A 21,683-nucleotide genomic window follows, 5' to 3' on the forward strand; every position below is an offset into this window, starting at 1 on the left:
ACTCTTCGTCAGTACGACACTCATGCCCCCCTCTTCGAGCCACACTGGCCGTCCGGCCTATGATTCGCGACGCCTGAGGCGCATTTTCGATCGCCGTGCCGCGACCTTCGGCGAGGTCGCGTTCCTGCCGCGCGAAATCGCGCAGCGCATGCGCGAGCGGCTCGATTACATCAAGGTGACGCCAGCGCACGTACTCGATGCGGGCTGCGGCGCGGGCGACGATCTGCCGGTGCTGCGTCAGCGCTTTCCCGAGGCGCCGGTTTTCGGCGCGGATCTGTCGTGGCAGATGCTCTCGCGCGCGGTGCATCACGATGTCGGCGACACGAGCTGGCGGCGCTTCCTGCCTGCCGCGCTCGGCAAGGCGCTCGGCGCGCGCGGTCCTCGCTTCGCGCAGGCGGACTTCGCCGCGCTGCCGTTTAGCGCAGGTGCGTTCGAACTGGTCTGGTCGAACCTCGCGCTGCATTGGCATTCGCGACCCGATCTCGTCTTCCCCGAATGGCAGCGTGTGCTGAAAGTGGGGGGGCTGTTGATGTTCAGCACGCTCGGCCCGGACAGCCTGAAGGAATTGCGCGGCGCGTATGCCGAGGTCGAAGCGGCGCACGGCGGTTCGTCGCGCGCGCACGTGATCGACTTCGTCGACATGCACGATCTTGGCGACATGCTGGTCGAGAGCGGCTTCGAGATTCCGGTGATGGACCAGGAGACGTTGACGATTACCTATAAATCGCCGCAATCGTTATTGGCGGACGTGCGCCGCTGGGGCGCTTATCCGTTCGAACGCACGGCAGCGGCTTCGGGCATATCCGCGCGGCGCCTGCACCACGCGCTGCTGGCCGCGCTCGAAGCGCGCCGCCGCGCGGACGGCACGATCCCGCTTACGTTCGAAGTGATTTACGGCCATGCGTGGAAGGCGGTGCCACGCATGACCGCGGAAGGGCACGGCATCGTACGGATCGAGGACATCGGACGCGGTCCATCGAAGAACCGTTGACGAAAATGATGCTAAAGGCGGCAACGCGCGCATCCGTTATGTCGGGAATCAGCCTCGCAAAGACCCTTGCACGAGGTGCGGCAAAACGGCGCAGAGGCTTGTCGCACATGGCTTACAGGCCGATAGACGCTTGCTTGTGGATGCCATAGAACGCGCCTATAATGCGTCAGTTTGTCGCCCGGGGTTCCCACATTTGGGCGTCAGGCGCAACGGATTGGGCGCTGGGATCGGTACCGGCGTGCATCTCGGGGTATGCCCCGGGGTGGCCGGGGTTGTCGGAGTTGTCCTGATACGGCTGGCGGTCAGAGGCAAGCGAGTAGCACGGCAGCAGCGCCGGGGTCGAGCGGTAATCGGCGGCGGGCAGTACGCGGGAGGCAGCGATGGAAGCAACCGATCTGCTGACGGGTTCTGAACCGGTCGTAAAAGACTGGCTGATGAAGCGCAACTGCGCGGTCTCGCCGCGGCAGTTCGTGTGGTTTTATATGTCGCTCGCGTCGTTCTCGCTGTTCATCGCTTTCCTGCTGGTGTTGTGTGGCGCATGGCTGGTGTTGCCGTTTACGGGCATCGAGTTGTTGGCGGTCGGCGTTGCTTTTGCGGTGTATGCGCGGCATGCGGTCGATTACGAACGCATCAGGCTCTACCCGAACCGGCTTGTCATCGAACAGGTCAGCGCCGAAGATGTCACGCAGTTCGAGTTCAATCCGCGCTGGGTGCGGGTCGAAACGGGAGCAACGCCGCGCGACCGGATCAAGCTGGTCTCGCGTGGCGAGACGATCATGATTGGGCAGCATCTTGCGCAGTATCGGCGCGCCGAATTTGCGAACGAATTGCGCAGGTGGCTCAGACAGTGTTGACGTGACGGGTGTCGGCGAACGATCAGCGAGGCATGCGCGCCGCAGCATCAGCGTGCGCGCCGGTAAGCATCGGACGCAACGGGCGAACACTGACCGCGCCATTGAGGGGAGCGCGGAACACCTTCCTGCGGGGTCGAGGGTTTGAATGGAAATTTTGGGTAAGGAAGCTATGAAAACAATCAAGCGAGCCCTGATGGGCGTGCTGGCGGGTAGCGGGCTGCTGTTCGCCGGTGCCGCCCTTGCAGTCGGCGACAGTCCCGGCGGTCCCCGCGTCAACGAGATCAATTTCCAGCCGCCGGTGACGAAGATCGCTGCAGAGCTCTACAGCCTCCACATGTCCATGCTGGTCCTGTGTACGGTGATCTTCGTCGGCGTGTTCGGCGTGATGTTCTACTCGGTGTTCATGCACCGTAAGTCGAAGGGCTACAAGGCTGCCAATTTCCACGAAAGCACGACCGTGGAAATCATCTGGACGGTCGTTCCGTTCATCATCGTCGTGCTGATGGCGCTGCCCGCCACGAAGACCGTGGTTGCGATGAAGGACACGAGCAACGCCGACCTGACGGTCAAGGTCACGGGCTATCAGTGGAAGTGGGGTTACGACTACGTGAAGGGCCCGGGCGAAGGCATCAGCTTCCTGTCCACGCTCTCCACCCCGCGTGCCGAGGTTGACGGCCGCGAGCCGATCAGCGACACCTACCTGCAGGAAGTCGACAATCCGCTCGTCGTTCCTGTCAACAAGAAAATCCGCATCATCACCACCGCCAACGACGTCGTGCACTCGTGGTATGTGCCTGCCTTCGGCGTGAAGCAGGACGCGATTCCCGGTTTCGTGCGCGATACGTGGTTCAAGGCCGACAAGGTCGGCACGTTCCGCGGTTTCTGTACCGAGCTGTGCGGCAAGGAACACGCATTCATGCCGGTCGTCGTCACCGTGCTGTCCGACGATGACTACGCAAAGTGGGTCGACGCCGAGAAGAAGAAAATGGCGGCCGGCGCCGACGATCCGAACCGCACGTACACGCTCGCCGAACTGACCGAGCGCGGCGCGAAAGTCTACGCGGCGAATTGCGCGGTGTGCCACCAGCCGACGGGCAAGGGCGCGGGCCAGTTCCCGGCGCTCGACGGCAGCAAGATCGTCAACGGTCCGATCGCGCAACACGTGAGCATCGTGCTGAAGGGCAAGAACGCGATGCCGTCGTGGGCGCCGACGCTGAACGACGTCGAGATCGCATCGGTCATCACCTTCGAGCGCAACTCGTGGGGCAACCACACGGGCGACATCCTGCAGCCGAAGCAGGTTGCCGATGCGCGCAACGGCAAGCTTCCCGAAGGCGGCAATCACCTGGCCGGCGGCGCGGGCGCCGCTGCGGGGGCGAGCGAGTCGGCCGCGAGCGGCGCGGCAGGTGCGAGCGATGCCGCAGCAGCAGGCAGCGAACCGGCCGGTGCGTCGAACACTGCCGGCGCGTCGGCAGCGGCGCCGGCATCGGGTGCACAATGAAGCGAAAAAACATGATGGGCGGCGCGAGCAGCGCATGGAGCAAGCGCAACGACGCCCCGCGTATTGAATCAGCCCTGCGGCCTGACATGTTGCTGTCGGCCAAGAAGTATTCGTTTTAGGAGATTGTCATGTCTAGCATCGGACACGATGTTGTCGCAGGGCACGAGCATGTGCACGGCGATCATGCGCACGGCACGCCGACCGGCTGGCGCCGCTGGCTGTTCGCGACGAACCACAAGGATATCGGCACGCTGTATCTGCTGTTCTCGTTCATCATGTTCCTGTCCGGCGGGGTGATGGCGCTTGGCATCCGCTCGGAGCTGTTCGAGCCGGGCCTGCAGATCATGCGTCCCGAGTTCTTCAACCAGTTGACCACCATGCACGGCCTGATCATGGTGTTCGGCGCGATCATGCCGGCTTTCGTCGGCTTCGCGAACTGGATGATTCCGCTGCAGATCGGCGCGTCGGACATGGCCTTCGCGCGGATGAACAACTTCAGCTTCTGGCTGCTGCCGGTTGCAGCGTGTCTGCTGGTCGGCTCGTTCTTCGTGCCCGGTGGCGCGACGGCCGCGGGCTGGACGCTGTACGCGCCGCTCTCCACGCAAATGGGCCCGGGCATGGACTTCGCGATCTTCGCGGTCCACATCATGGGTGCCTCGTCGATCATGGGCGGTATCAATATCGTCGTGACGATCCTGAATCTGCGCGCGCCCGGCATGACGCTGATGAAGATGCCGATGTTCGTGTGGACGTGGCTCATCACCGCGTATCTGCTGATCGCCGTGATGCCTGTGCTTGCAGGCGCGATCACGATGATCCTGTTCGATCGCCACTTCGGTACGTCGTTTTTCAACGCGGCAGGCGGCGGCGACCCGGTCATGTACCAGCACATCTTCTGGTTCTTCGGTCACCCCGAGGTGTACATCATGATCTTGCCGGCGTTCGGGATCGTGTCGCAGGTGATCCCGGCGTTCGCGCGCAAGCCGCTGTTCGGCTATAGCTCGATGGTCTATGCAACGGCGTCGATCGCGATCCTCTCGTTCATGGTCTGGGCGCACCACATGTTCGCCACGGGCATGCCGGTCACGGGCCAGCTGTTCTTCATGTACGCCACGATGCTGATCGCCGTGCCGACGGGCGTGAAGGTGTTCAACTGGGTCGCCACGATGTGGCGCGGTTCGCTCACGTTCGAAACGCCGATGCTGTTCGCGGTGGGCTTCCTGTTCGTGTTCACGTTCGGCGGTCTGACGGGCCTGATGCTCGCGATGGCGCCGCTCGACATCCAGTACCACGGCACCTACTTCGTCGTCGCGCACTTCCACTACGTGCTGGTGGCGGGGTCGCTGTTCGGGCTCTTCGCGGGCTGGTATTACTGGTCGCCGAAATGGACCGGCTGGATGTACAACGAGACGCGCGGCAAGATCCACTTCTGGTCGTCGCTGTTCTTCTTCAACCTCGCGTTCCTGCCGATGCACTTCGTCGGTCTCGCCGGTATGCCGCGTCGCTATGCCGACTATCCGGCGCAGTTCACCGACTGGAACCAGGTGATTACCATCGGCGCGTTCGGCTTCGGTCTCGCGCAGGTGTATTTCCTGTTCGCGGTCGCGCTGCCTGCCTATCGCGGCGGCGGCGACCTCGAAAAGGCGAGCGACAAGCCGTGGGAAGGCGCGACGGGCCTCGAGTGGACGGTGCCGAGCCCGGCTCCTTTCCACACGTTCGAAAATCCGCCGACGGTCGAATAAGCGGCCCGACGAACGAACTCAAAACCGGGGAGAAGGCGATCTCCCGGCGCGTACGCCGGCTCTGAGATCGCCGGATCGAGCAGGCAGCGATGGAAGAAGCAACCCGAAACATCAGCATGACGCGAAAACCACCGAAGAGGCGTACTCCCGAGGAAATTCGCGCAGGCACCCGGCGGCTTGGCCTGATCCTGTCTGCCATTGCGGTCGCATTTTTCGTGGCGGCCTTTGTCAAGCAGATCTGGTTTTCGTAGCCGCTTTTTCGTAGTGGCTTGACGCTTCATTAAGGAAGTTCGATGTCGATGCATTCGCCGAACGAGGCCACTCGCTCGTTCAACCGCTCGATGCTGTTCAAGCTCGTGGTGGTGGCGTTTCTGATGTTCGGTTTCGGTTTTGCGCTGGTGCCGATGTACCGTGCGATCTGCGAGGTGACGGGCATCAACAATCTCGTGCAGCGCGATACGAGCAAGCGCGAGGCGAAGAACACGCAGGTCGACATGACGCGCACGATCTCGATCGAGTTCGATGCCAATGCGCGCGGTCCGCTGGGTTTCAGGCCGGAGCAGAGCGCTGTCGACGTGCATCCGGGCGAAGTGACGACGGTGATGTATCAGGTGACCAATGCGCAGGCGCGCGCGATCGACGCGCTGGCGATTCCGAGCTACGCGCCGCGCGAGGCCACCGAGTACTTCAGGAAGATCGAATGCTTCTGTTTTACGCAGCAGAAGCTCGCTGCGCACGAGACGAAGCTGCTGCCGGTCGTGTTTGTGGTGGACCCGAAGTTGCCGAAGGACGTAAAGACGATCACGCTGTCGTACACGTTCTTCGAGTTGAATGCGCCGGCCGTGCCGGCAAAAGACAACACGGATGGGCAGGGCCCTGACCCGGCCTGACGGACATCGGGAAAAGCGGTTGAAAACCATAGCCCAAAAAGGCGGCTGCACGGGCAGCGACAGCAAGAACGGGAACAGCGCGACGGGAGAGGCGGCGACGATGAGCGATAACGGCCGTGGACGCAGCAAGAGCAGCTTCGGCCAGTCGATGAAGGCCGTGATGTGGTCGTTTTTCGGCGTGCGCAAGCGGCGCGACCTCGAAGCGGACGCAACGCAGCTGAATCCGCTGCATGTGATTGCCGCAGCGCTGATCTGTGCCGCGGTGTTTATCGGCATCCTGATTCTCGTCGTGCACGCGGTGGTAGGTTGACGGCGATAGCTTGACGCTGGTGAATTGCGCGGGTGGGTTTGGCGGGTGGGTTTGAACAGGCAGGACGATTAGAGCGAAGCGGTGCGGTATCGACGCGCCGTCGAGATACAGCCGGGCAAGCCCGGAACAACTGGACTGAAGTGGAGAATCAAGAATGAGCGGCCAAAACGAGAGCCCGTACTATTTCATACCGCACCCGTCGCGGCACCCGATCAGCGCGGCGGTGGGGCTTTTGATCATGCTTTCGTCGTTTGCCTCATGGGTGAACGGCGAGCCGTGGGCGCCGTATACCTCGCTGGTCGGTCTGCTCTGGTTGCTCTTCACGCTGTGGCACTGGTTCGGCGACGCGATCTCCGAATCGGAAGGCGGCATGTACGGCAAGCGCGTCGACGTGTCGTACCGCTGGAGCATGAGCTGGTTCATCTTCTCCGAAGTGATGTTCTTCGGCGCGTTTTTCGGTGCGCTGTTCTACGCGCGCGAAATCGCGATGCACCAGTTGGGCAGCCTCGACTACAAATTGATCTGGCCGGATTTCTCGGCCGTGTGGCCGAATAACGGACCGGCGGAACTCGTCTCGCACTTCAAGTCGATGACGCCGTGGCCGGTGCCGACCATCAACACCGCGCTGTTGCTGTCGTCGGGCGCGACGCTGACGGTCTCGCACCATGCGCTGCGCGACAATCATCGTAAGAAGGCGATCGTGTGGCTCGCGGCAACGATCCTGCTCGGCCTCACGTTCCTGTTCTTTCAGGCTTTCGAATACTTCCACGCGTACAACGAGCTCAATCTCACGCTCGCATCGGGCGTGTACGGTTCGACGTTCTTTCTGCTGACGGGCTTCCACGGTTTCCACGTGTTCCTCGGCGGCACCATGCTGACCGTGGTGCTGGTTCGCCTGATCCGCGGCCACTTCACGGCGGACCATCACTTCGCGTTCGAAGGCGCCGCGTGGTATTGGCACTTTGTCGACGTCGTATGGCTGGGGCTGTACGTCGTTGTCTACTGGTTGTAATGCAGGCTGTAATGCGGCTCGGGTGTGCGCATATGTCGCGCATCACCGCAATGGCAGGACAGGTAAGACGGCAGTAGCGAAGATCAACAAGGCGCCGCCCTCGACTGTGTCGGGGCGGCGTTTTGCTATCGGGCCGCGCCGCTATAATCGGCGCGCTTCTGTAGCGGTCTCTTGAGCGGTCTTGAGCGGTTTATCGGCCGTACGGAATGCCGGTCGACTGGATCCAGCCCATCCAGTGTGCGAACAGGATGAACAGGAACAGCGAGATAGACAGCCCGACGCGCGTCGCGAGCGACCAGACCATGCGCTTTGTGCGGCCGCGATCGTGCATCATGAAGTACAGCGCCGAGATCATGCTCGCGATGATGAGCGCAAAAGCGATGGGAACCAGTATGTGCATGAAAGCCACGGAAACTCTTCAGGAAAGCGAACGTAACGACACTATTATCGCACCGGCCGCAAGGGTTCGTCGGTTCGTGGGGCCGCTACGATGAAGATTCGCTGGCTCCCGGCGCTGCTCATTCTGATTGTCGTCGCGGTAACGGTGCGGCTCGGCTTCTGGCAGCGCGACCGCGCGCATCAGAAGGAAGCGCTCGAGGCGCGCATTACCCAGTTCGAAAACGCGCCGGCCGTGCCGGTCGGCGCCACGCTGGTTGCGCTGAAGGACATCGAATTTCACCGCGTGCGGGCAGTCGGTCAATTTATGCCCGAGCAAGTGGTGTACCTCGACAATCGGCCATATAACGACCAGGCGGGCTTTTACGTCGTGATGCCGCTTAAACTGCGCGACGGCGGTTACGTGCTGGTCAATCGCGGCTGGCTGCCGCGCAATGCCGACGTGCGCACGGCGATCGAACATTACGACACGCCGAAAGGCGAGGTCGAAATCGAAGGCATTGCGCGCGCCGATGCGAGCAAGGCGTTCGAGCTCGGCGAAGGCGGTTCCGCGCCGCATCAGAAGATTCGGCAGAATCTCGACGTGCATGCTTACGCGGCTGAAACCGGCTTGCCGCTGCAGCCGTTCGTGATCCAGCAGTTGAGCGACGACGGCGACAAGCTCGTGCGCGACTGGCCCGCGCCGACGACGGGCGTCGAGCGTAACTACGGCTACATGTTCCAGTGGTGGGGCATGGCCGTCGCCGCGCTCGGTTTCGGTTTGTATGCGGCGCGTCGTGCAGCGAAGAAAGATCAGCGGGTTCTGGACGCACAACCGACGCAGAATCCGGAGCACCCGCACGAGCAGGAAAGCGAAAGCACGCGCGGCGTTTAAGCGCGTGGACGCCGGGGCGCTGATGCGGCTTGTTGTCGCATGCAACGCACCCGTCGACGCCGATCCGCCCATGCAATCATTAAACGAGGTCAAAGCAGTGTCGATGCAAAAGTCGCCTTCACAGGCATCCTCCGACCACGCACAGCCAGGCAATACGCAGTCCGGCCAACAGCGCGGCACGACGCCCGCATCGGACCAGCGCGCGCCGGGCGGCGGCTCGTGGAAGCGCGGCCGCTGGACCATGCTGCTGATCGCGCTGATCTGCGCGGCGCCCGTGATCGGATCGTATTTCACGTATTACGTGATCAAGCCGACCGGCGGCACGACGAGCTATGGCAAGCTGATCGAGCCGCAGCGGCCGATTCCCGATACGCTCGTCGTCACGGGCGAAGACGGCAAGCCGATCAAGCTCGCGTCGATGCGCGGCCGCTGGCTCATGATCTCGGTCGACGGCAGCGCGTGCGACAAGGCTTGCGCGACCAAGCTGTACTTCATGCGGCAGATCCGCGCGACGCAGGCCGGCGAACGCGAGCGCATCGTCAATATCTGGCTGCGCACCGATGCGTCGAAGGTGCCGGATGTGATCGAGAATGCGTATCCCGATACGGAAAAGTTCGTCGCCTCCGCCCCCGATGTGGCCGCATGGCTGCCCGTCGACGACGGCACGCAACTGACCGATCACATTTACATGGTCGATCCGAACGGCAACCTGATGATGCGTTTCCCGAAGGATCCGAACCCGAGCAAGATCAAGGGCGATGTGTCGAAGCTGCTGCGCAATTCGAGCATCGGCTGACGACATTGAAGCGTCATTGAAGATCGCGAGATAGAGGTAGACACGGATGTTCGTATTGCAACTCGGCCTGATCGGACTGTGCATCGCACTGTTGCCGCTCTCGTACGTATGGGTCAAGGCCGACGACGACAAATTCCGCAAGCTCGTCTGGGTGACGACGTTTCTGACGCTCGACCTCGTGATGTTCGGCGGCTTCACGCGGCTCACCGACTCCGGCCTCGGCTGTCCCGACTGGCCCGGCTGCTACGGCACGTCGTCGCCGTTTATCGCGCATGCGGCGATCTCGGCTGCGTATCAGGCGATGCCGACCGGCCCGGTCAGCATGACGAAAGCATGGATCGAGATGATCCACCGCTACTTCGCGATGGCAATCGGCGTGCTCATCATCGCGCAGGTATTGATCTCGTGGACCGCGCGTATCCGCAAGCGCCCGTTGCATGTGTCGCCGTGGTGGCCCACGTCGCTGCTGTTGCTCATCGTCGTGCAGGGCATTTTCGGCGCATGGACCGTGACGATGAAGCTGCAACCCGTCATCGTCACGACGCATCTGCTGCTCGGCCTCACGCTGCTCGGCGCGCTCGGCTGGCTCGCGGCTCGGCAAACGCCGCTGCCCGTGTTCGAGCCCGCGGCGGGCCGCTGGCGCGCGGCCGCGTTGGCGGGCCTCGTGTTGCTGATCGTGCAGATCGCGCTCGGCGGCTGGGTCAGCACGAACTATGCGGTGCTCGCGTGCACCGACTTCCCGACCTGCAACGGCCAATGGCTGCCGCCGATGGATTTCGCGCACGGTTTTCACCTCTGGCGCGCACTCGGCATGACCGGCGACGGCGACATGATCACGCAGGACGCACTCGTCGCGATCCACTGGACGCATCGCACGTTCGCGCTCGTCGTCGTGGCGTATCTACTGTGGCTCGCATTGAAACTGCGCCGTTTCGAGTCGCTGCGGCGGCCCGCGAACGGCATGCTGCTCGTGATCGTCATCCAGTTTTTCACGGGCCTGTCGAACATCGTATTGCAATGGCCATTGCCGATTGCGGTCGCCCATAACGGCGGTGCCGCGGTCCTGCTGCTGCTGCTCGTTATGCTAAACTTTCGAATCGCTTCTAGCCGTCCCGGCCGCGCCATGTTGTCTGCGCGCGATGCCGCACCAGCGTGACCCCACATGGACAGCACAACTCTCCTTCATTCATCCGGTAACCGGATCTCCCAATACCTCGCGCTGACGAAGCCGCGCGTCACACAACTCGCCGTGTTCTGCGCGGTGATCGGCATGTTTCTCGCGACGCCGGGCATGGTGCCGTGGACCGTGCTGATCGGGGGCACGATCGGCATCTGGCTGCTCGCGGGCGCCGCGTTCGCGATCAACTGCCTCGTCGAACAGAAGGTCGATGCGATGATGCGTCGCACCGCGTGGCGCCCGTCCGCGCGCGGCGAAATCACCACGACGCAGATCCTGCTGTTCTCCGCTGTGCTCGGCGGCCTCGGCATGTGGACGCTCTACACGTTCACGAATGCGCTGACGATGTGGCTCACCATCGCCACGTTCGTTGGGTATGCGGTGGTCTACACGCTGCTGCTCAAGCCGTACACGCCGCAGAACATCGTGATCGGCGGCGCATCGGGCGCAATGCCGCCGGCGCTCGGCTGGGCAGCGGTCACGGGACATGTGCCGGGCGACGCATGGATTCTCGTGCTGATCATCTTCGTGTGGACGCCACCACATTTCTGGGCGCTCGCGCTCTATCGCCGCAAAGACTATGAGAACGCCGGCTTGCCGATGCTGCCGAACACGCACGGCGAGCAGTACACGCGTCTGCACATTTTCCTCTACACGGTTATTCTGTTCGCCGTGACGCTGATGCCGTTTATCTCGGGGATGAGCGGCATTGTGTATCTGAGTGCGGCGGTGCTGCTCGGCGCCGTGTTTCTCGGTTACGCGTGGAAGATCTACCGGGAATATTCCGACGCGCTTGCGCGTAAGACCTTTCGTTACTCGATCGTTTATCTGTCGCTGCTGTTTGCGGCCTTGCTGATCGATCACTATGCGCACGCCGTGATCGGCGCATGATCCATGATCGTCGCGTGATCGTCGCCTAATCGTCGCATAAGCGCGCATACAGGGCCGACGCGGACCGCGGCGCCGGCCTGGATTCTCCCACCGTTACAGCTGCCACTCATGTCATGCTGAAGAAGAACCGGTTTGCTCTCGCGACGCGTGTCGCGCGCATTGCTGTCGCGGTCTGTGCGCTAGGCGGCGCCGTGCTCGTCGCCGGCTGCGGCCAGGATGCGCCGGCGTTCCAGAACGTCGATATCACGGGCAACAAGCAGTTCGCGACCGATTTCTCGCTGCCCGACACGAGCGGCAAAATGCGCACGCTCGCGGACTACAAGGGCAAGGTGGTCGTGCTGTTCTTCGGCTACACGCACTGCCCCGACGTGTGTCCGACAACGATGGCCGAACTCTCGCAGGCGATGCAGCAACTCGGGCCCGCGGACGCCAAACGCGTGCAGGTGCTGTTCGTCACGCTCGACCCCGAGCGCGACACGCCCGCGCTGCTGGGCGAATATGTGCCCGCGTTCAACCCGACCTTCGTCGGCCTGCGGCCCGCAAACGCGGCGCAGCTCCAGAAGATCGCGAAAGACTTCCGCGTCTACTACGCAAAGGTGCCGGGCAAGACGCCCGATAGCTACACGATGGACCATACGGCGGCGAGCTATGTGTTCGACCCGGATGGCCGCCTGCGGCTTTTCGCGCGCGATGGCCAGGGCGCCGGGCCGTGGGTGCACGACATCAAGCTGCTGCTCGGTTGAGCGCGCCGCACCGCTGAGCCCTCCCGCGATTCGATCGCGGGCCAAAACGGCAAACAGACGCGCGGGCCAAACGCGCGCCGAGCGCGTCCTGAAAGCGCTTTCGCTTTTGCATCCGCTCCGTTTGTCTTTCGTTTCTCCTTCGTTTGTCCTTTTAGCACGCTCGTTCAAGTCGTCTTCCTTTCGTGCCGTTATCCCGTAAGGCAATCGTTTGCGTCGCGTCCGCGCGCGTGCGCATTGCCGGAGAAACCACACGAAAGAGACCAAAACAATGAGCGGGATGAGTCTGAATCGCAAGCTGTGGCTGTCGCTCGCGCTTGTCTGGCTGGGGTTGCTGGGCATTGGTTTGCTAAGCGCGGTCGAAACGCGCTCGACGATGCTGGCCGAGCGCAAGGCCGGCATGGTGAATCTCGTCGACGCGGCGCAGAACGTCGTGAACGGCTATTACGCCCAATCGCAGGCCGGCAAACTGACCGAAGCCGACGCGCGACGCGAAGCATTGGCGCGTCTGGCGACCATGCGTTACGGCGACGCCGGCTATCTTTTCGTGATCGACTCGAAGCCGGTCGTGCTGATGCACCCGACGCTGCCGCAGATGGTCGGCAAGCCGGTCGGCGATTTCAAGGATCCCGACGGCAAGCTGCTCTATATGTCGGTGATCGACAGCGCGAAGGCGACGGGCCGCGGCTTTGCCGAATATCGCGGCCGCCTGCCGGGCAGCGAAACCGCGTTGCCGAAGCTCAGCTACGTCGAGCGCTTCGCACCGTGGGACTGGTACATCACGAGCGGCGTGTTCGTGCGCGACATCGATACGGCGTACTACCGGAACATCGTCGAACATCTGGTCGCCGTGCTCGTGATCGGCACGCTGATCACGCTCGCGATGATCGTGGTGATGCGCAGCATCCGCAACGGGCTCGGCGGTGAACCGCAGGCGGCCGCGCTACTTGCCACGCGCATCGCGGGCGGCGATCTGACGCAGGTCGTCAAGGTGCGTTCGAGCGACACGTCGAGCATGATGGCGGCGATGCAAGCAATGCAGGACCGCCTGCAACGCGCGATCGGCGAGATCCGGCACTCGGCCGAAGCGATCGCGTCGGCCACGCAGCAGATCGCGGCCGGCAACAACGACCTGTCGCAGCGCACCGAACAGCAGGCCGCATCGCTGCAGGAAACGGCAGCGAGCATGGAGCAGCTGACTGCGACGGTCAAGCAGAACGCCGACAACGCGCGGCAGGCGAGCGGTCTCGCCAACAACGCATCGGATATCGCGACGAAGGGCAACGAAGTGGTGAACCGCGTGATCGGCACGATGGGCGAGATCAACGACAGCTCGCGGCAGATCGCGGACATCATCGGCGTGATCGAGGGGATCGCGTTCCAGACCAACATTCTCGCGCTCAATGCGGCGGTCGAAGCGGCCCGCGCGGGCGAACAGGGCCGCGGCTTCGCGGTCGTCGCCGGCGAGGTGCGCAGTCTCGCGCAGCGTAGCGCGACGGCGGCGAAAGAAATCAAGCAACTGATCGGCGCATCGGTCGAGCGCGTGAAAATCGGGTCGGCGCTCGTCGGGCAGGCCGGCGCGACGATGGGCGACATCCTGCAGGCCGTGCGGCGCGTGACCGACATCATGGGCGAGATCGCAGCGGCCTCGGAAGAACAAAGCAGCGGCATTTCGCAGGTCGGACGCGCGGTCGCGCAGATGGACGAAGTGACGCAGCAGAACGCGGCGCTCGTCGAACAGGCGACGGCCGCCGCGGCTTCATTGCAGGACCAGGCGGCACGCTTGCGCGAGGCAGTCAACGCGTTTCGCGTGATCGATGCGCAGGCGTCGACAGCAACGGCGCGCGTTGCGCTGCCGGGTGGTGTGGAGCCTGCTGTCCGGAAGCAGCCGGCAAGACAACCTGCGTTGAAGGCGTCTGCTGGGGTGACCGCTGGGGTGCACACGGTCTCGCCCGATGTCTCGCGTGTTGCCGCGCCTGCGACAGCACGCGCCGCGCAAAAAGTGCCCGCAGTGGGAGTTGCTGCAACCGGCGCAACCGACGCAAGCGCCGCAACAGAGCAGGCTGATGCGCCAACCGCGCGACCGCGCGCGGCCAAACCGGTCGACGACGGCGACTGGACGACCTTCTGAACGTCGCATCGAGCCAGATCGCGGCGATCAGCGCGAGCAGGCCAACGGCGCGGCTCCGGGCGCGCCGATGTCGTTTCCCGTAGCCATCGAGTCGCGCAGCCGCGGGTCAGTCGTCCAGAAGGTTGCGAAACGCCAGGGCCTCAACGTGAAAGTCATCGGGTTCAACGACTACGTGCAGCCGAATGCCGCGCTCGACGCAGACGAACTTGACGCAAACAGCTTCTAGTACCAGCCGTATCTCGGCCGTGGGTGAAGAAGCGCGTGGCCGCGTATCGGTCGGACGATGTGCGGCGGTTCATCAAGTCCGGGTTCAAAGGCGCGGTCCTGCCGTCGTTCTCATGCGCACCGGGCCTTCTGATGCAAGGGGCCTTCCGATCCGATCCATTGGACCGCTCGCGCGTGCACGACGCTCGACTCAGAGATGGCGCACCCAGCGCTCGAGTACGAGCTGGCGGCCGAAGCGCTGCGCCGGCTCGGCGGTCATACGAATAAAGCCGGCGTGCTCGAAAAGACGGCGCGCGTCGAGCAGGGCGGTTGCCGTCGTTACCGACAGCTTCGTATAGCCGGCCCGCGCGGCAAAGCGTACGCACTCGTTCATCAGATGCGTGCCGATACCGAGACGCTGGACGTCCGGCTCGACGTACAACATCTGCACCATAGCGGTATCGGGCGCGTGCTGCGTGATCAGCGCGGAACCGGCGACCGTTCCCCGCTGCTCTGCAATCATGCACGTTTCGCGCTGCGGATCGTGTTCCTCCGAAAACGCGGCTACCGTTCGCGCGAGCAACCCTTCGAACCGATGGTCCCAGCCGTGACCGTTCGCGAACAATTGCGCCTGGCGCTGCACGAGAAAGCCGTAGTCTCCGGTTTTCGGCCCGCGCAGCATCACGGCGCCGTGCCGCGGCCCTTCGCCGATCAGGCGCTCGATCAGTTTCATCGCGCCGATCAGCTGTTCCTGCGATTGGTCAGCGAGCTTCGCGAGCATCGCGGACACTTCCCGGATCGCGGCCGCGTCGAGCGGCCGATACGCGGCGCGGCCGTTATCGGTCAGCGATAGCATCGACTGCCGCGCATCGGCGGTCGAGGGCCGCCGGTTGATCAGCCTGCGTCGCTCGAAGCCGGTCAGCAGCCGGCTCAGATAGCCGCTATCGAGGCCAAGACCGCGCGCCAGCGCCGAGGCAGTCTGCGCGCGGCCGAGCGCGAGCTCGCGCAGGACGCGGACTTCGGTAAGCGAGAACTCGCTGTTGTTCAAATGGTCGTGGAGTTCGCCGATGTGCTTCGTGTAGAAGCGATTGAAATGGCGGACGGCTTCCGCGCGTCGCAAGGCGGTGGAATCGGACACCGTGATGGCTCCAGTAGTTTTTACCTGGCGGCCACTATATTCGGATCGATCCGGCGATAAAACCTACACAGGTTGGCAGTGTCCACATTGCGCACATGCATGCTGCGTTTGCGAATCGAAAGTTAATGTATCGACCGGGCGCCGCGCCGTTGACTGGCATCAGAACTGGCTTCGATTCGGGTATGTCCTGGTCACCGCCAGCGGGCCGAAAAACGCGCACAAATCGCGGAAATCCGTTGAATAACAAGAGCTTATAAAATAATACCGGTTAGATACCAGTACGTTGACTGGTATTATGTTGGTTATATAATGGGCTCCGATTCTGTTCCAGGCGCAATGCCTTCGTCCTCCTCGCCCCGCCGGAGCCCCATGGAAACACGCTGGTCCGCCCTGATGCCCGATGCGCGCAACGTGACGCCGTTGTACCTGCAGCTTGCGCGCAACCTTGCAACGGCGATTCATTGCGGTGTCTGGTCGGCGGGCGAGGCGTTGCCGTCCGAGCGCACGCTATCGGATTCGATCGGCGTGTCGCGCATCACGGCGCGCAAGGCGATTTCGCTGCTCGTCGAGCAAGGCCTGATTCGCCGTGCACCCGGTGCGCGCAGTTTCATCACGCCGCGTGTGGAAGACCCGTTGTCGCGACTCATGGGTTTCACGAAGAAGATGGAACAGCGCGGTTTTCGTCCCGACTCGATCTGGCTCGAGCGCGACGTGCGCGCGGCGAGCCGCGACGAGATCGTGCATCTCGGGCTGTCGCCGGGCGCGAATGTCGCCAACCTGCGCCGCCTGCGCCGCGCGGACGGCATCGTGATGGCGGTCGAACATACGGCGCTGCCGACGTCGATCGTGCCGGACCCGCTGCTGATCGACGGCTCGCTGTACAGCTATCTCGAGCAGCGCGGCATCGCCGTCGTACGCGCGTTGCAGCATTTTCGCGCGGTCAATGCGTCGAGCGAAATCGCCGCGCTGATGGACATCGAGCCGCGCACCGCGCTGCTGTTGATCACACGCGTCGGTTACAGCGCGGATCAACGCGCGATCGAACTCACCGATACGTATTGCCGGGACGACTACTACGATTTCGTCGCCGAACTGCGTCTTTAAATATGCCGTCGCGGCGGAACACTGCCGCGCGACTTCAGTCATGCATTGCATCGCCCCCATCGCCTCAGGCTCCCAGAGAAACCCATGCTGACCGGAAACATACTCACCCCCGATGGTTGGATCCACGGCACGCTCGAATTCGAGAATGGCCGCATCACGGCGCTGACGGGCCACGTTGCCGACCCGTCGACCAACGACGCGCCGTACATCCTGCCCGGCTTTATCGATCTGCATGTGCACGGCGGCGGCGGCGCCGATGTGATGGAGGCCGGCAATGCGATCGAGGCGATCACGCGCACGCATGCGCGTCACGGCACGACGAGCCTGCTCGCGACGACGATGACCGCGCCGCGCGACGAGCTGATGGACGTGGTCGCGGGACTCGCCGAGGTCGCGCGCAATCGCACGCCGGGCGGCTCGCGCGTGCTTGGCGTGCACCTCGAAGGGCCGTACATCAACCCCGGCAAGCTCGGCGCGCAACCGGACGCGGCGGTGTCCGCCGTGCTCGACGAGGTGTTGAAATATCTCTCGCTCGGGCCGATCCGCGTCGTCACGATCGCGCCTGAAATCGCGGGCCATATGGACATCATCTCGGAAATCGCTGCACGCGGCGTGCGCGTGCAGCTCGGCCATTCGCTCGGTACATACGACGATGCGGTCGCCGCGATGAAGCACGGCGCGCGCGGCTTCACGCATCTGTTCAATGCGATGTCGCCGCTGCATCACCGCAACCCGGGCATGGTCGGCGCGGCGCTTGCGCATGCCGAGTACGCGGAGATCATCCCCGATCTGCTGCACGTGCACCCGGGTGCGATTCGCGCCGCCATGCGCGCGATTCCGCGCCTATATGTAGTGACCGACAGCACGTCGGCGACCGGCATGCCCGACGGCGAATACCGCCTCGGCAGCCAGCACGTGACGAAATGTCTTGGCGGCGTGCGTCTTGCAGACGGCACGCTCGCCGGCAGCACGCTGACGATGGATCAGGCGTTGCGCAACCTGTGTTCGCTCGGCCTGCCGTTGGCCGACGTTTCAAACCGTCTGTCGCGCCATGCCGCCGACTACCTCGGCATCGAAGACCGCGGCCGCATCGCGCGTGGCGCGTGGGCCGACGTCGTCGTGTTCGACCGGGAGCTGGCGCTGAGCGCGACATACGTCGAAGGAGAATCGATTGTCGAATATGCTTAAAGAGGCGCTCGCGTCCGCTGAAGCGGTCGCCGCGCAACTCGCGGACACGTCCTATGTCGAGGCGCTCGCGGTGCGCCTGTCGGCACGCCCGCGCGATGTCGCGCTGACCGTTGCGCGCGGCAGCTCGGACCACGCGGCGAGCTATTTCGCCAGCCTCGCGATGAGCCGGCTCGGCGTGCCCGTCGCGTCGCTGCCGATGTCGGTCGCGACGCTGCAGCAAGCACCGCTGCGCGTGCGCGAACAGCTCGCGATTGCGTTTTCGCAATCGGGCAAGAGCCCCGATCTCGTCGGCACGATGGCCGCGTTGCGCAATGCGGGCGCGCTGACCGTCGCCGCGGTGAACGCGCCGCAATCGCCGCTTGCCGATGTCTGCGAATGGCAGTTGCCGCTCGTCGCCGGTCCGGAACTCAGCGTGGCCGCTACGAAGAGCTATATCGCAATGCTGGCCATTTCCGCGCAGCTGGTCGCGCGCTGGCAACGCGATGCCGCGCTGCTCGGTGCGCTGCAAGGCTTGCCCGATGCGTTGCAGAAGGCCGGCGTACTCGACTGGTCGCATGCGGTCGACGAATTGCGCGGCGCCGAGCGGATGATCGTGATCGGCCGCGGCCTCGGTCTCGCGATCGCGCAGGAAGCGGCGCTGAAGCTCAAGGAAACTTCGGGCATCCAGGCCGAGGCGTTTTCGAGCGCCGAAGTGCGGCACGGTCCGATGGAACTGATCGGCGACGGCTATCCGCTGCTCGTGTTCGCGCTGCCCGGACCCGAACAGTCCGGCCTGTTGCAACTGGCGCGCGACATGCGCTCGCGCGGCGCGCGCGTGCTGCTCGCGGCGCCGGATGGCGTCGCGCAGCGCACGCTGCCGCTCGTCTCGACGGCCAATGCGGCGCTCGATCCGATCGCCGCGATCCTTTCCTTCTATGTGATGGCGGCCGGCCTTGCGGCTGCCCGCGGACGTAACCCTGACGCGCCTCGCCATCTGAACAAGGTCACAGAAACTCACTGATCGGGAAAACAGATGCGACGTGTCGAGGAGACAGTTTTGATGAGCCATAACGCGAGCCCTGCAACCAGCCGTGCGGCTGGTGAAATCGCAGGCCATACCGTGCCGGGTCATATCGTGCTGACTGCGCCGTTGAGCGGACCGGTCGTGCTGCTTGCGGATGTGCCCGACCCCGTGTTTTCGGGCGGCATGTTCGGCGACGGGATCGGTGTCGATCCGCTCGAAGGCAAACTCGTTGCGCCGTGCGACGGCGTGGTGACCCATATCGCACGCACGGGCCACGCGGCGACGCTTGTCACCGGCGAAGGCGTGGAAGTGCTGTTGCATATCGGCATCGACACCGTTGCGCTCAACGGCAAAGGCTTCGCGCCGATGGTCGAGCAGGGCGCGCGCGTGCGTGCAGGCGACGTGCTGATCGAGTTCGATCAGGACATTGTCGCGTGTTCCGCGCCGAGTCTCGTGTCGGTCGTGGCAATTGCGAATTCGGAGGCGTTCGAGATCGTCGAGCGCAGCAGCACCGGCGGCACGCTGAAAGCTGGCGAAACGCCGCTGCTCGTGCTGCGTGCGCGCGAAGGCGCAGCGGACGTCGTGGCGCGCGGGGCGAGCGCGATCATGGAGGAGGCGCGCCGACACGTCACGCTGACCCACGCCGGCGGTCTGCACGCGCGACCCGCGGCGCGCGTGCGCGAAGCGGCGCGCGGCTTCGATGCGCGCGTCGAAGTGCGTTTCGACGGGCGCAAGGCGCCGGTCGAAAGCGTCGTCGGTCTGCTCGGGCTGGGGGCAGGCGAAGGTGCGACGGTCGAAATCCTTGCGATTGGCGCGCAGGCAGCCGCGGCCGTCGAAGCGGTCGCGAACGAACTGATGCGCGACGCGCACGGCGAGAATGAAGAGAAGGCCGCACGGCGGATGTCGCCGGCGCCGCAGGCTGTCGGCGGTGCGACACCGTCTTCGTCGAATGCAGATGCGGCGGCCGCGCCGACGCTTGCGCCCAATACGCTTGCCGGCGTATGCGCCGCGCCGGGCGTCGCGGTCGGCAAGCTCGTGCGCTGGGACGACGCCGATATCGTGCCGCCCGAGCAGGCGGAGGGCACGCCAGCGGCGGAAAGCCGTCGCCTCGACAAAGCGATCGCCGCAGTCGACGCCGAACTCAATTCGACGGTGCGCGACGCGTCGCAGCGCGGCGCGGTCGGCGCGGCCGGCATCTTCACGGTCCATCGTGTGCTGCTCGAAGATCCGACGCTCGTCGACGCGGCACGCGATCTGATCAGCCTCGGCAAGAGCGCGGGCTTCGCATGGCGCGAAGCGATCCGCGCGCAGATCGCAGTGCTCGCCAATCTCGACGACGCGCTGCTCGCCGAGCGCGCGGCGGACCTGCGCGATATCGGCAAGCGCGTGCTGCGTGCCCTTGGGCTTGCGAACACGGCGGCGCGCGAGCTGCCCGACGAAGCGGTGCTTGCCGCCGACGAATTCACGCCGTCCGACCTGTCGTCGCTCGATCGCACACGCGTGACCGCGCTCGTGATGGCGCGCGGCGGCGCGACGTCGCACGCGGCGATCATCGCGCGTCAGCTCGGCCTGCCGGCCCTCGTCGCGATGGGCGATGCGCTGCATCGAATCGCGGAAGACACGCAAGTGGTTGTGGATGCAACCAACGGCCGGCTTGAATATGCACCGGGCGCGCGCGACGTGGAACGGGCGCGCAACGAATGCCGGCGCCTCGCCGGCGTGCGCGAAACGAATCGCCGCGCGTCGCACCAGGTCGCGGCGACGAGCGACGGCCGCGGCATCGAGGTCGCCTCGAACATCGCGACACTCGACGATGCGAAGACCGCAGTCGACAACGGCGCCGACGCCGTCGGCCTGTTGCGCACCGAGCTGCTGTTCATTCACCGGCAGGCCGCGCCGACCGTCGACGAGCATCGGCAGAGCTATCAGGCGATCGTCGATGCGCTCGCGGGCCGCACGGCGATCATTCGCACGCTCGATGTCGGCGCGGACAAGGAAGTCGACTATCTGACGCTGCCGCCCGAACCGAACCCGGCGCTCGGCCTGCGCGGCATCCGGCTCGCGCAGGTGCGGCCCGACCTGCTCGACGACCAGTTGCGCGGGATGCTCGCCGTGCAGCCGGCCAGCGCGGTGCGCATCCTGTTGCCCATGGTGACCGACGCGGGCGAACTCGTACGCCTGCGCCGCCGCATCGACGAGCTTGCGCGTGAAAGCGGCCGTGCCGAGCCGGTCGAAGTGGGCGTGATGATCGAGGTGCCGTCGGCGGCGTTGCTTGCCGATCAGCTCGCGCAGCACGCGGACTTCCTCTCGATCGGCACCAACGATCTTACGCAATACACGCTCGCGATGGACCGCTGCCAGCCCGATCTTGCAGCGCAAGCCGACGGGCTGCATCCGGCCGTGCTGCGCCTCGTCGATGCGACCGTGCGAGGCGCGCAGAAGCACGGCAAGTGGGTCGGCGTGTGTGGTGCGCTTGCGGGCGATCCGCTGGCGGTACCGCTGCTGATCGGCCTTGGCGTCACCGAGCTGTCGGTCGATCCGCCGTCGGTGCCGGCGATCAAGGCGCGCGTGCGCAAACTCGATTATCAGCAGTGCCGGCAGCGCGCGCAGGACGCGCTCGCGCTCGATTCGGCGCAAGCGGTAAGGACGGCGAGCCGGGCGCACTGGCCGCTCGATTGAGCGAAAACTGAACGAAAGCGCGAACGCGCGGCTTACTGCTCACGCACGCCGCGCCGACGCGC

Annotated in this window: 19 protein-coding genes and 2 pseudogenes; 19 read left to right on the plus strand and 2 right to left on the minus strand. The window is 64.4% G+C overall.

Annotated elements, in window-relative coordinates; all coding sequences use genetic code 11:
• Positions 1 to 22: 22 nt before the first annotated feature.
• The 8 genes and pseudogenes from BTO02_RS02455 to BTO02_RS02485 all read left to right on the plus strand — a co-directional run bounded on the left by BTO02_RS02455 (position 23) and on the right by BTO02_RS02485 (position 7,300).
• A complete protein-coding gene (locus BTO02_RS02455; RefSeq protein WP_075155672.1) occupies positions 23 to 991 on the plus strand; it encodes a methyltransferase domain-containing protein in 969 nt (322 codons plus the stop codon).
• Positions 992 to 1,371: 380 nt separating this feature from the next.
• Positions 1,372 to 1,845 (plus strand): DUF2244 domain-containing protein, encoded by a 474-nt coding sequence (locus BTO02_RS02460; protein ID WP_075155673.1) that lies wholly within the window; start codon positions 1,372 to 1,374, stop codon positions 1,843 to 1,845.
• A gap of 145 nt (positions 1,846 to 1,990) precedes the next feature.
• Positions 1,991 to 3,334 (plus strand): annotated as a pseudogene (gene coxB, locus BTO02_RS02465) (cytochrome c oxidase subunit II); the annotation flags it as partial.
• A gap of 140 nt (positions 3,335 to 3,474) precedes the next feature.
• The gene (gene ctaD / locus BTO02_RS02470; protein ID WP_075155674.1) at positions 3,475 to 5,088 is read left to right on the plus strand and encodes a cytochrome c oxidase subunit I; all 1,614 of its coding nucleotides are present in this window, start codon (positions 3,475 to 3,477) and stop codon (positions 5,086 to 5,088) included.
• 116 nt (positions 5,089 to 5,204) lie between these two features.
• Entirely contained in the window at positions 5,205 to 5,339 is a 135-nt protein-coding gene (locus tag BTO02_RS34075) for a cytochrome oxidase small assembly protein (RefSeq protein WP_232243500.1), read from the plus strand.
• Positions 5,340 to 5,381: 42 nt separating this feature from the next.
• Positions 5,382 to 5,978 carry a cytochrome c oxidase assembly protein gene (locus BTO02_RS02475; protein WP_075155675.1) on the plus strand — a complete coding sequence of 199 codons (597 nt, stop codon included), beginning with the start codon at positions 5,382 to 5,384 and terminating at the stop codon, positions 5,976 to 5,978.
• Between the two features lie 100 nt (positions 5,979 to 6,078).
• Complete coding sequence (locus tag BTO02_RS02480; RefSeq protein ID WP_075158539.1) at positions 6,079 to 6,288, plus strand: DUF2970 domain-containing protein; 210 nt, start codon at positions 6,079 to 6,081, stop codon at positions 6,286 to 6,288.
• A 154-nt stretch (positions 6,289 to 6,442) separates the two neighbouring features.
• On the plus strand, positions 6,443 to 7,300 hold the full coding sequence (locus BTO02_RS02485; protein WP_075155676.1) for a cytochrome c oxidase subunit 3: 858 nt from the start codon (positions 6,443 to 6,445) through the stop codon (positions 7,298 to 7,300).
• A gap of 190 nt (positions 7,301 to 7,490) precedes the next feature.
• On the opposite strand, the gene BTO02_RS02490 is transcribed toward BTO02_RS02485, so the two are convergent.
• The gene (locus BTO02_RS02490; RefSeq protein ID WP_075155677.1) at positions 7,491 to 7,700 is read right to left on the minus strand and encodes a twin transmembrane helix small protein; all 210 of its coding nucleotides are present in this window, start codon (positions 7,698 to 7,700) and stop codon (positions 7,491 to 7,493) included.
• Between the two features lie 90 nt (positions 7,701 to 7,790).
• Between BTO02_RS02490 and BTO02_RS02495 the strand changes: the two genes are divergently transcribed.
• The 7 genes and pseudogenes from BTO02_RS02495 to BTO02_RS02525 form a co-directional block, all read left to right on the plus strand.
• The gene (locus tag BTO02_RS02495; RefSeq protein WP_075155678.1) at positions 7,791 to 8,570 is read left to right on the plus strand and encodes an SURF1 family protein; all 780 of its coding nucleotides are present in this window, start codon (positions 7,791 to 7,793) and stop codon (positions 8,568 to 8,570) included.
• A 241-nt stretch (positions 8,571 to 8,811) separates the two neighbouring features.
• Complete coding sequence (locus tag BTO02_RS02500; protein ID WP_156883871.1) at positions 8,812 to 9,366, plus strand: SCO family protein; 555 nt, start codon at positions 8,812 to 8,814, stop codon at positions 9,364 to 9,366.
• Positions 9,367 to 9,412: 46 nt separating this feature from the next.
• Positions 9,413 to 10,522: a COX15/CtaA family protein gene (locus BTO02_RS02505; RefSeq protein WP_075155679.1), complete on the plus strand. Its 1,110-nt coding sequence runs from the start codon at positions 9,413 to 9,415 to the stop codon at positions 10,520 to 10,522.
• 6 nt (positions 10,523 to 10,528) lie between these two features.
• Complete coding sequence (gene cyoE, locus BTO02_RS02510) at positions 10,529 to 11,434, plus strand: heme o synthase (RefSeq protein WP_075155680.1); 906 nt, start codon at positions 10,529 to 10,531, stop codon at positions 11,432 to 11,434.
• A 113-nt stretch (positions 11,435 to 11,547) separates the two neighbouring features.
• Positions 11,548 to 12,177 carry an SCO family protein gene (locus BTO02_RS02515; protein ID WP_075155681.1) on the plus strand — a complete coding sequence of 210 codons (630 nt, stop codon included), beginning with the start codon at positions 11,548 to 11,550 and terminating at the stop codon, positions 12,175 to 12,177.
• Positions 12,178 to 12,445: 268 nt separating this feature from the next.
• Positions 12,446 to 14,305, plus strand: coding sequence for a methyl-accepting chemotaxis protein (locus BTO02_RS02520; RefSeq protein WP_075155682.1), 1,860 nt, complete (start codon positions 12,446 to 12,448; stop codon positions 14,303 to 14,305).
• A gap of 109 nt (positions 14,306 to 14,414) precedes the next feature.
• Positions 14,415 to 14,528 (plus strand): annotated as a pseudogene (locus tag BTO02_RS02525) (MetQ/NlpA family ABC transporter substrate-binding protein); the annotation flags it as partial.
• Between the two features lie 192 nt (positions 14,529 to 14,720).
• Here the strand turns inward: BTO02_RS02525 and BTO02_RS02530 are convergent.
• Positions 14,721 to 15,647 (minus strand): bifunctional helix-turn-helix transcriptional regulator/GNAT family N-acetyltransferase, encoded by a 927-nt coding sequence (locus tag BTO02_RS02530; protein WP_075155683.1) that lies wholly within the window; start codon positions 15,645 to 15,647, stop codon positions 14,721 to 14,723.
• Positions 15,648 to 16,016: 369 nt separating this feature from the next.
• Between BTO02_RS02530 and BTO02_RS02535 the strand changes: the two genes are divergently transcribed.
• The 4 genes from BTO02_RS02535 to ptsP all read left to right on the plus strand — a co-directional run bounded on the left by BTO02_RS02535 (position 16,017) and on the right by ptsP (position 21,621).
• The gene (locus BTO02_RS02535; RefSeq protein WP_075155684.1) at positions 16,017 to 16,751 is read left to right on the plus strand and encodes a GntR family transcriptional regulator; all 735 of its coding nucleotides are present in this window, start codon (positions 16,017 to 16,019) and stop codon (positions 16,749 to 16,751) included.
• A gap of 84 nt (positions 16,752 to 16,835) precedes the next feature.
• Positions 16,836 to 17,939: an N-acetylglucosamine-6-phosphate deacetylase gene (gene nagA, locus BTO02_RS02540; protein WP_075155685.1), complete on the plus strand. Its 1,104-nt coding sequence runs from the start codon at positions 16,836 to 16,838 to the stop codon at positions 17,937 to 17,939.
• Positions 17,932 to 18,939, plus strand: a complete 1,008-nt coding sequence (locus BTO02_RS02545; RefSeq protein ID WP_075155686.1) for an SIS domain-containing protein — start codon at positions 17,932 to 17,934, stop codon at positions 18,937 to 18,939. The genes nagA and BTO02_RS02545 overlap by 8 nt, the downstream gene beginning before the upstream one ends.
• A 12-nt stretch (positions 18,940 to 18,951) precedes the next feature.
• Entirely contained in the window at positions 18,952 to 21,621 is a 2,670-nt protein-coding gene (gene ptsP, locus BTO02_RS02550; protein ID WP_075155687.1) for a phosphoenolpyruvate--protein phosphotransferase, read from the plus strand.
• Positions 21,622 to 21,683 lie beyond the last annotated feature (62 nt).

This window comes from Paraburkholderia sp. SOS3 (genome assembly GCF_001922345.1).
Lineage (GTDB): Bacteria > Pseudomonadota > Gammaproteobacteria > Burkholderiales > Burkholderiaceae > Paraburkholderia.

Bases quoted from the DNA above. Each gene is read 5' to 3' on its own strand.
- BTO02_RS02455 (WP_075155672.1), top strand. From the start codon at position 23: ATGCCCCCCTCTTCGAGCCACACTGGCCGTCCGGCCTATGATTCGCGA.
- BTO02_RS02460 (WP_075155673.1), top strand. From the start codon at position 1,372: ATGGAAGCAACCGATCTGCTGACGGGTTCTGAACCGGTCGTAAAAGAC.
- ctaD (WP_075155674.1), top strand. From the start codon at position 3,475: ATGTCTAGCATCGGACACGATGTTGTCGCAGGGCACGAGCATGTGCAC.
- BTO02_RS34075 (WP_232243500.1), top strand. From the start codon at position 5,205: ATGACGCGAAAACCACCGAAGAGGCGTACTCCCGAGGAAATTCGCGCA.
- BTO02_RS02475 (WP_075155675.1), top strand. From the start codon at position 5,382: ATGTCGATGCATTCGCCGAACGAGGCCACTCGCTCGTTCAACCGCTCG.
- BTO02_RS02480 (WP_075158539.1), top strand. From the start codon at position 6,079: ATGAGCGATAACGGCCGTGGACGCAGCAAGAGCAGCTTCGGCCAGTCG.
- BTO02_RS02485 (WP_075155676.1), top strand. From the start codon at position 6,443: ATGAGCGGCCAAAACGAGAGCCCGTACTATTTCATACCGCACCCGTCG.
- BTO02_RS02490 (WP_075155677.1), bottom strand. From the start codon at position 7,700: ATGCACATACTGGTTCCCATCGCTTTTGCGCTCATCATCGCGAGCATG.
- BTO02_RS02495 (WP_075155678.1), top strand. From the start codon at position 7,791: ATGAAGATTCGCTGGCTCCCGGCGCTGCTCATTCTGATTGTCGTCGCG.
- BTO02_RS02500 (WP_156883871.1), top strand. From the start codon at position 8,812: ATGCTGCTGATCGCGCTGATCTGCGCGGCGCCCGTGATCGGATCGTAT.
- BTO02_RS02505 (WP_075155679.1), top strand. From the start codon at position 9,413: ATGTTCGTATTGCAACTCGGCCTGATCGGACTGTGCATCGCACTGTTG.
- cyoE (WP_075155680.1), top strand. From the start codon at position 10,529: ATGGACAGCACAACTCTCCTTCATTCATCCGGTAACCGGATCTCCCAA.
- BTO02_RS02515 (WP_075155681.1), top strand. From the start codon at position 11,548: ATGCTGAAGAAGAACCGGTTTGCTCTCGCGACGCGTGTCGCGCGCATT.
- BTO02_RS02520 (WP_075155682.1), top strand. From the start codon at position 12,446: ATGAGCGGGATGAGTCTGAATCGCAAGCTGTGGCTGTCGCTCGCGCTT.
- BTO02_RS02535 (WP_075155684.1), top strand. From the start codon at position 16,017: ATGGAAACACGCTGGTCCGCCCTGATGCCCGATGCGCGCAACGTGACG.
- nagA (WP_075155685.1), top strand. From the start codon at position 16,836: ATGCTGACCGGAAACATACTCACCCCCGATGGTTGGATCCACGGCACG.
- BTO02_RS02545 (WP_075155686.1), top strand. From the start codon at position 17,932: ATGCTTAAAGAGGCGCTCGCGTCCGCTGAAGCGGTCGCCGCGCAACTC.
- ptsP (WP_075155687.1), top strand. From the start codon at position 18,952: ATGCGACGTGTCGAGGAGACAGTTTTGATGAGCCATAACGCGAGCCCT.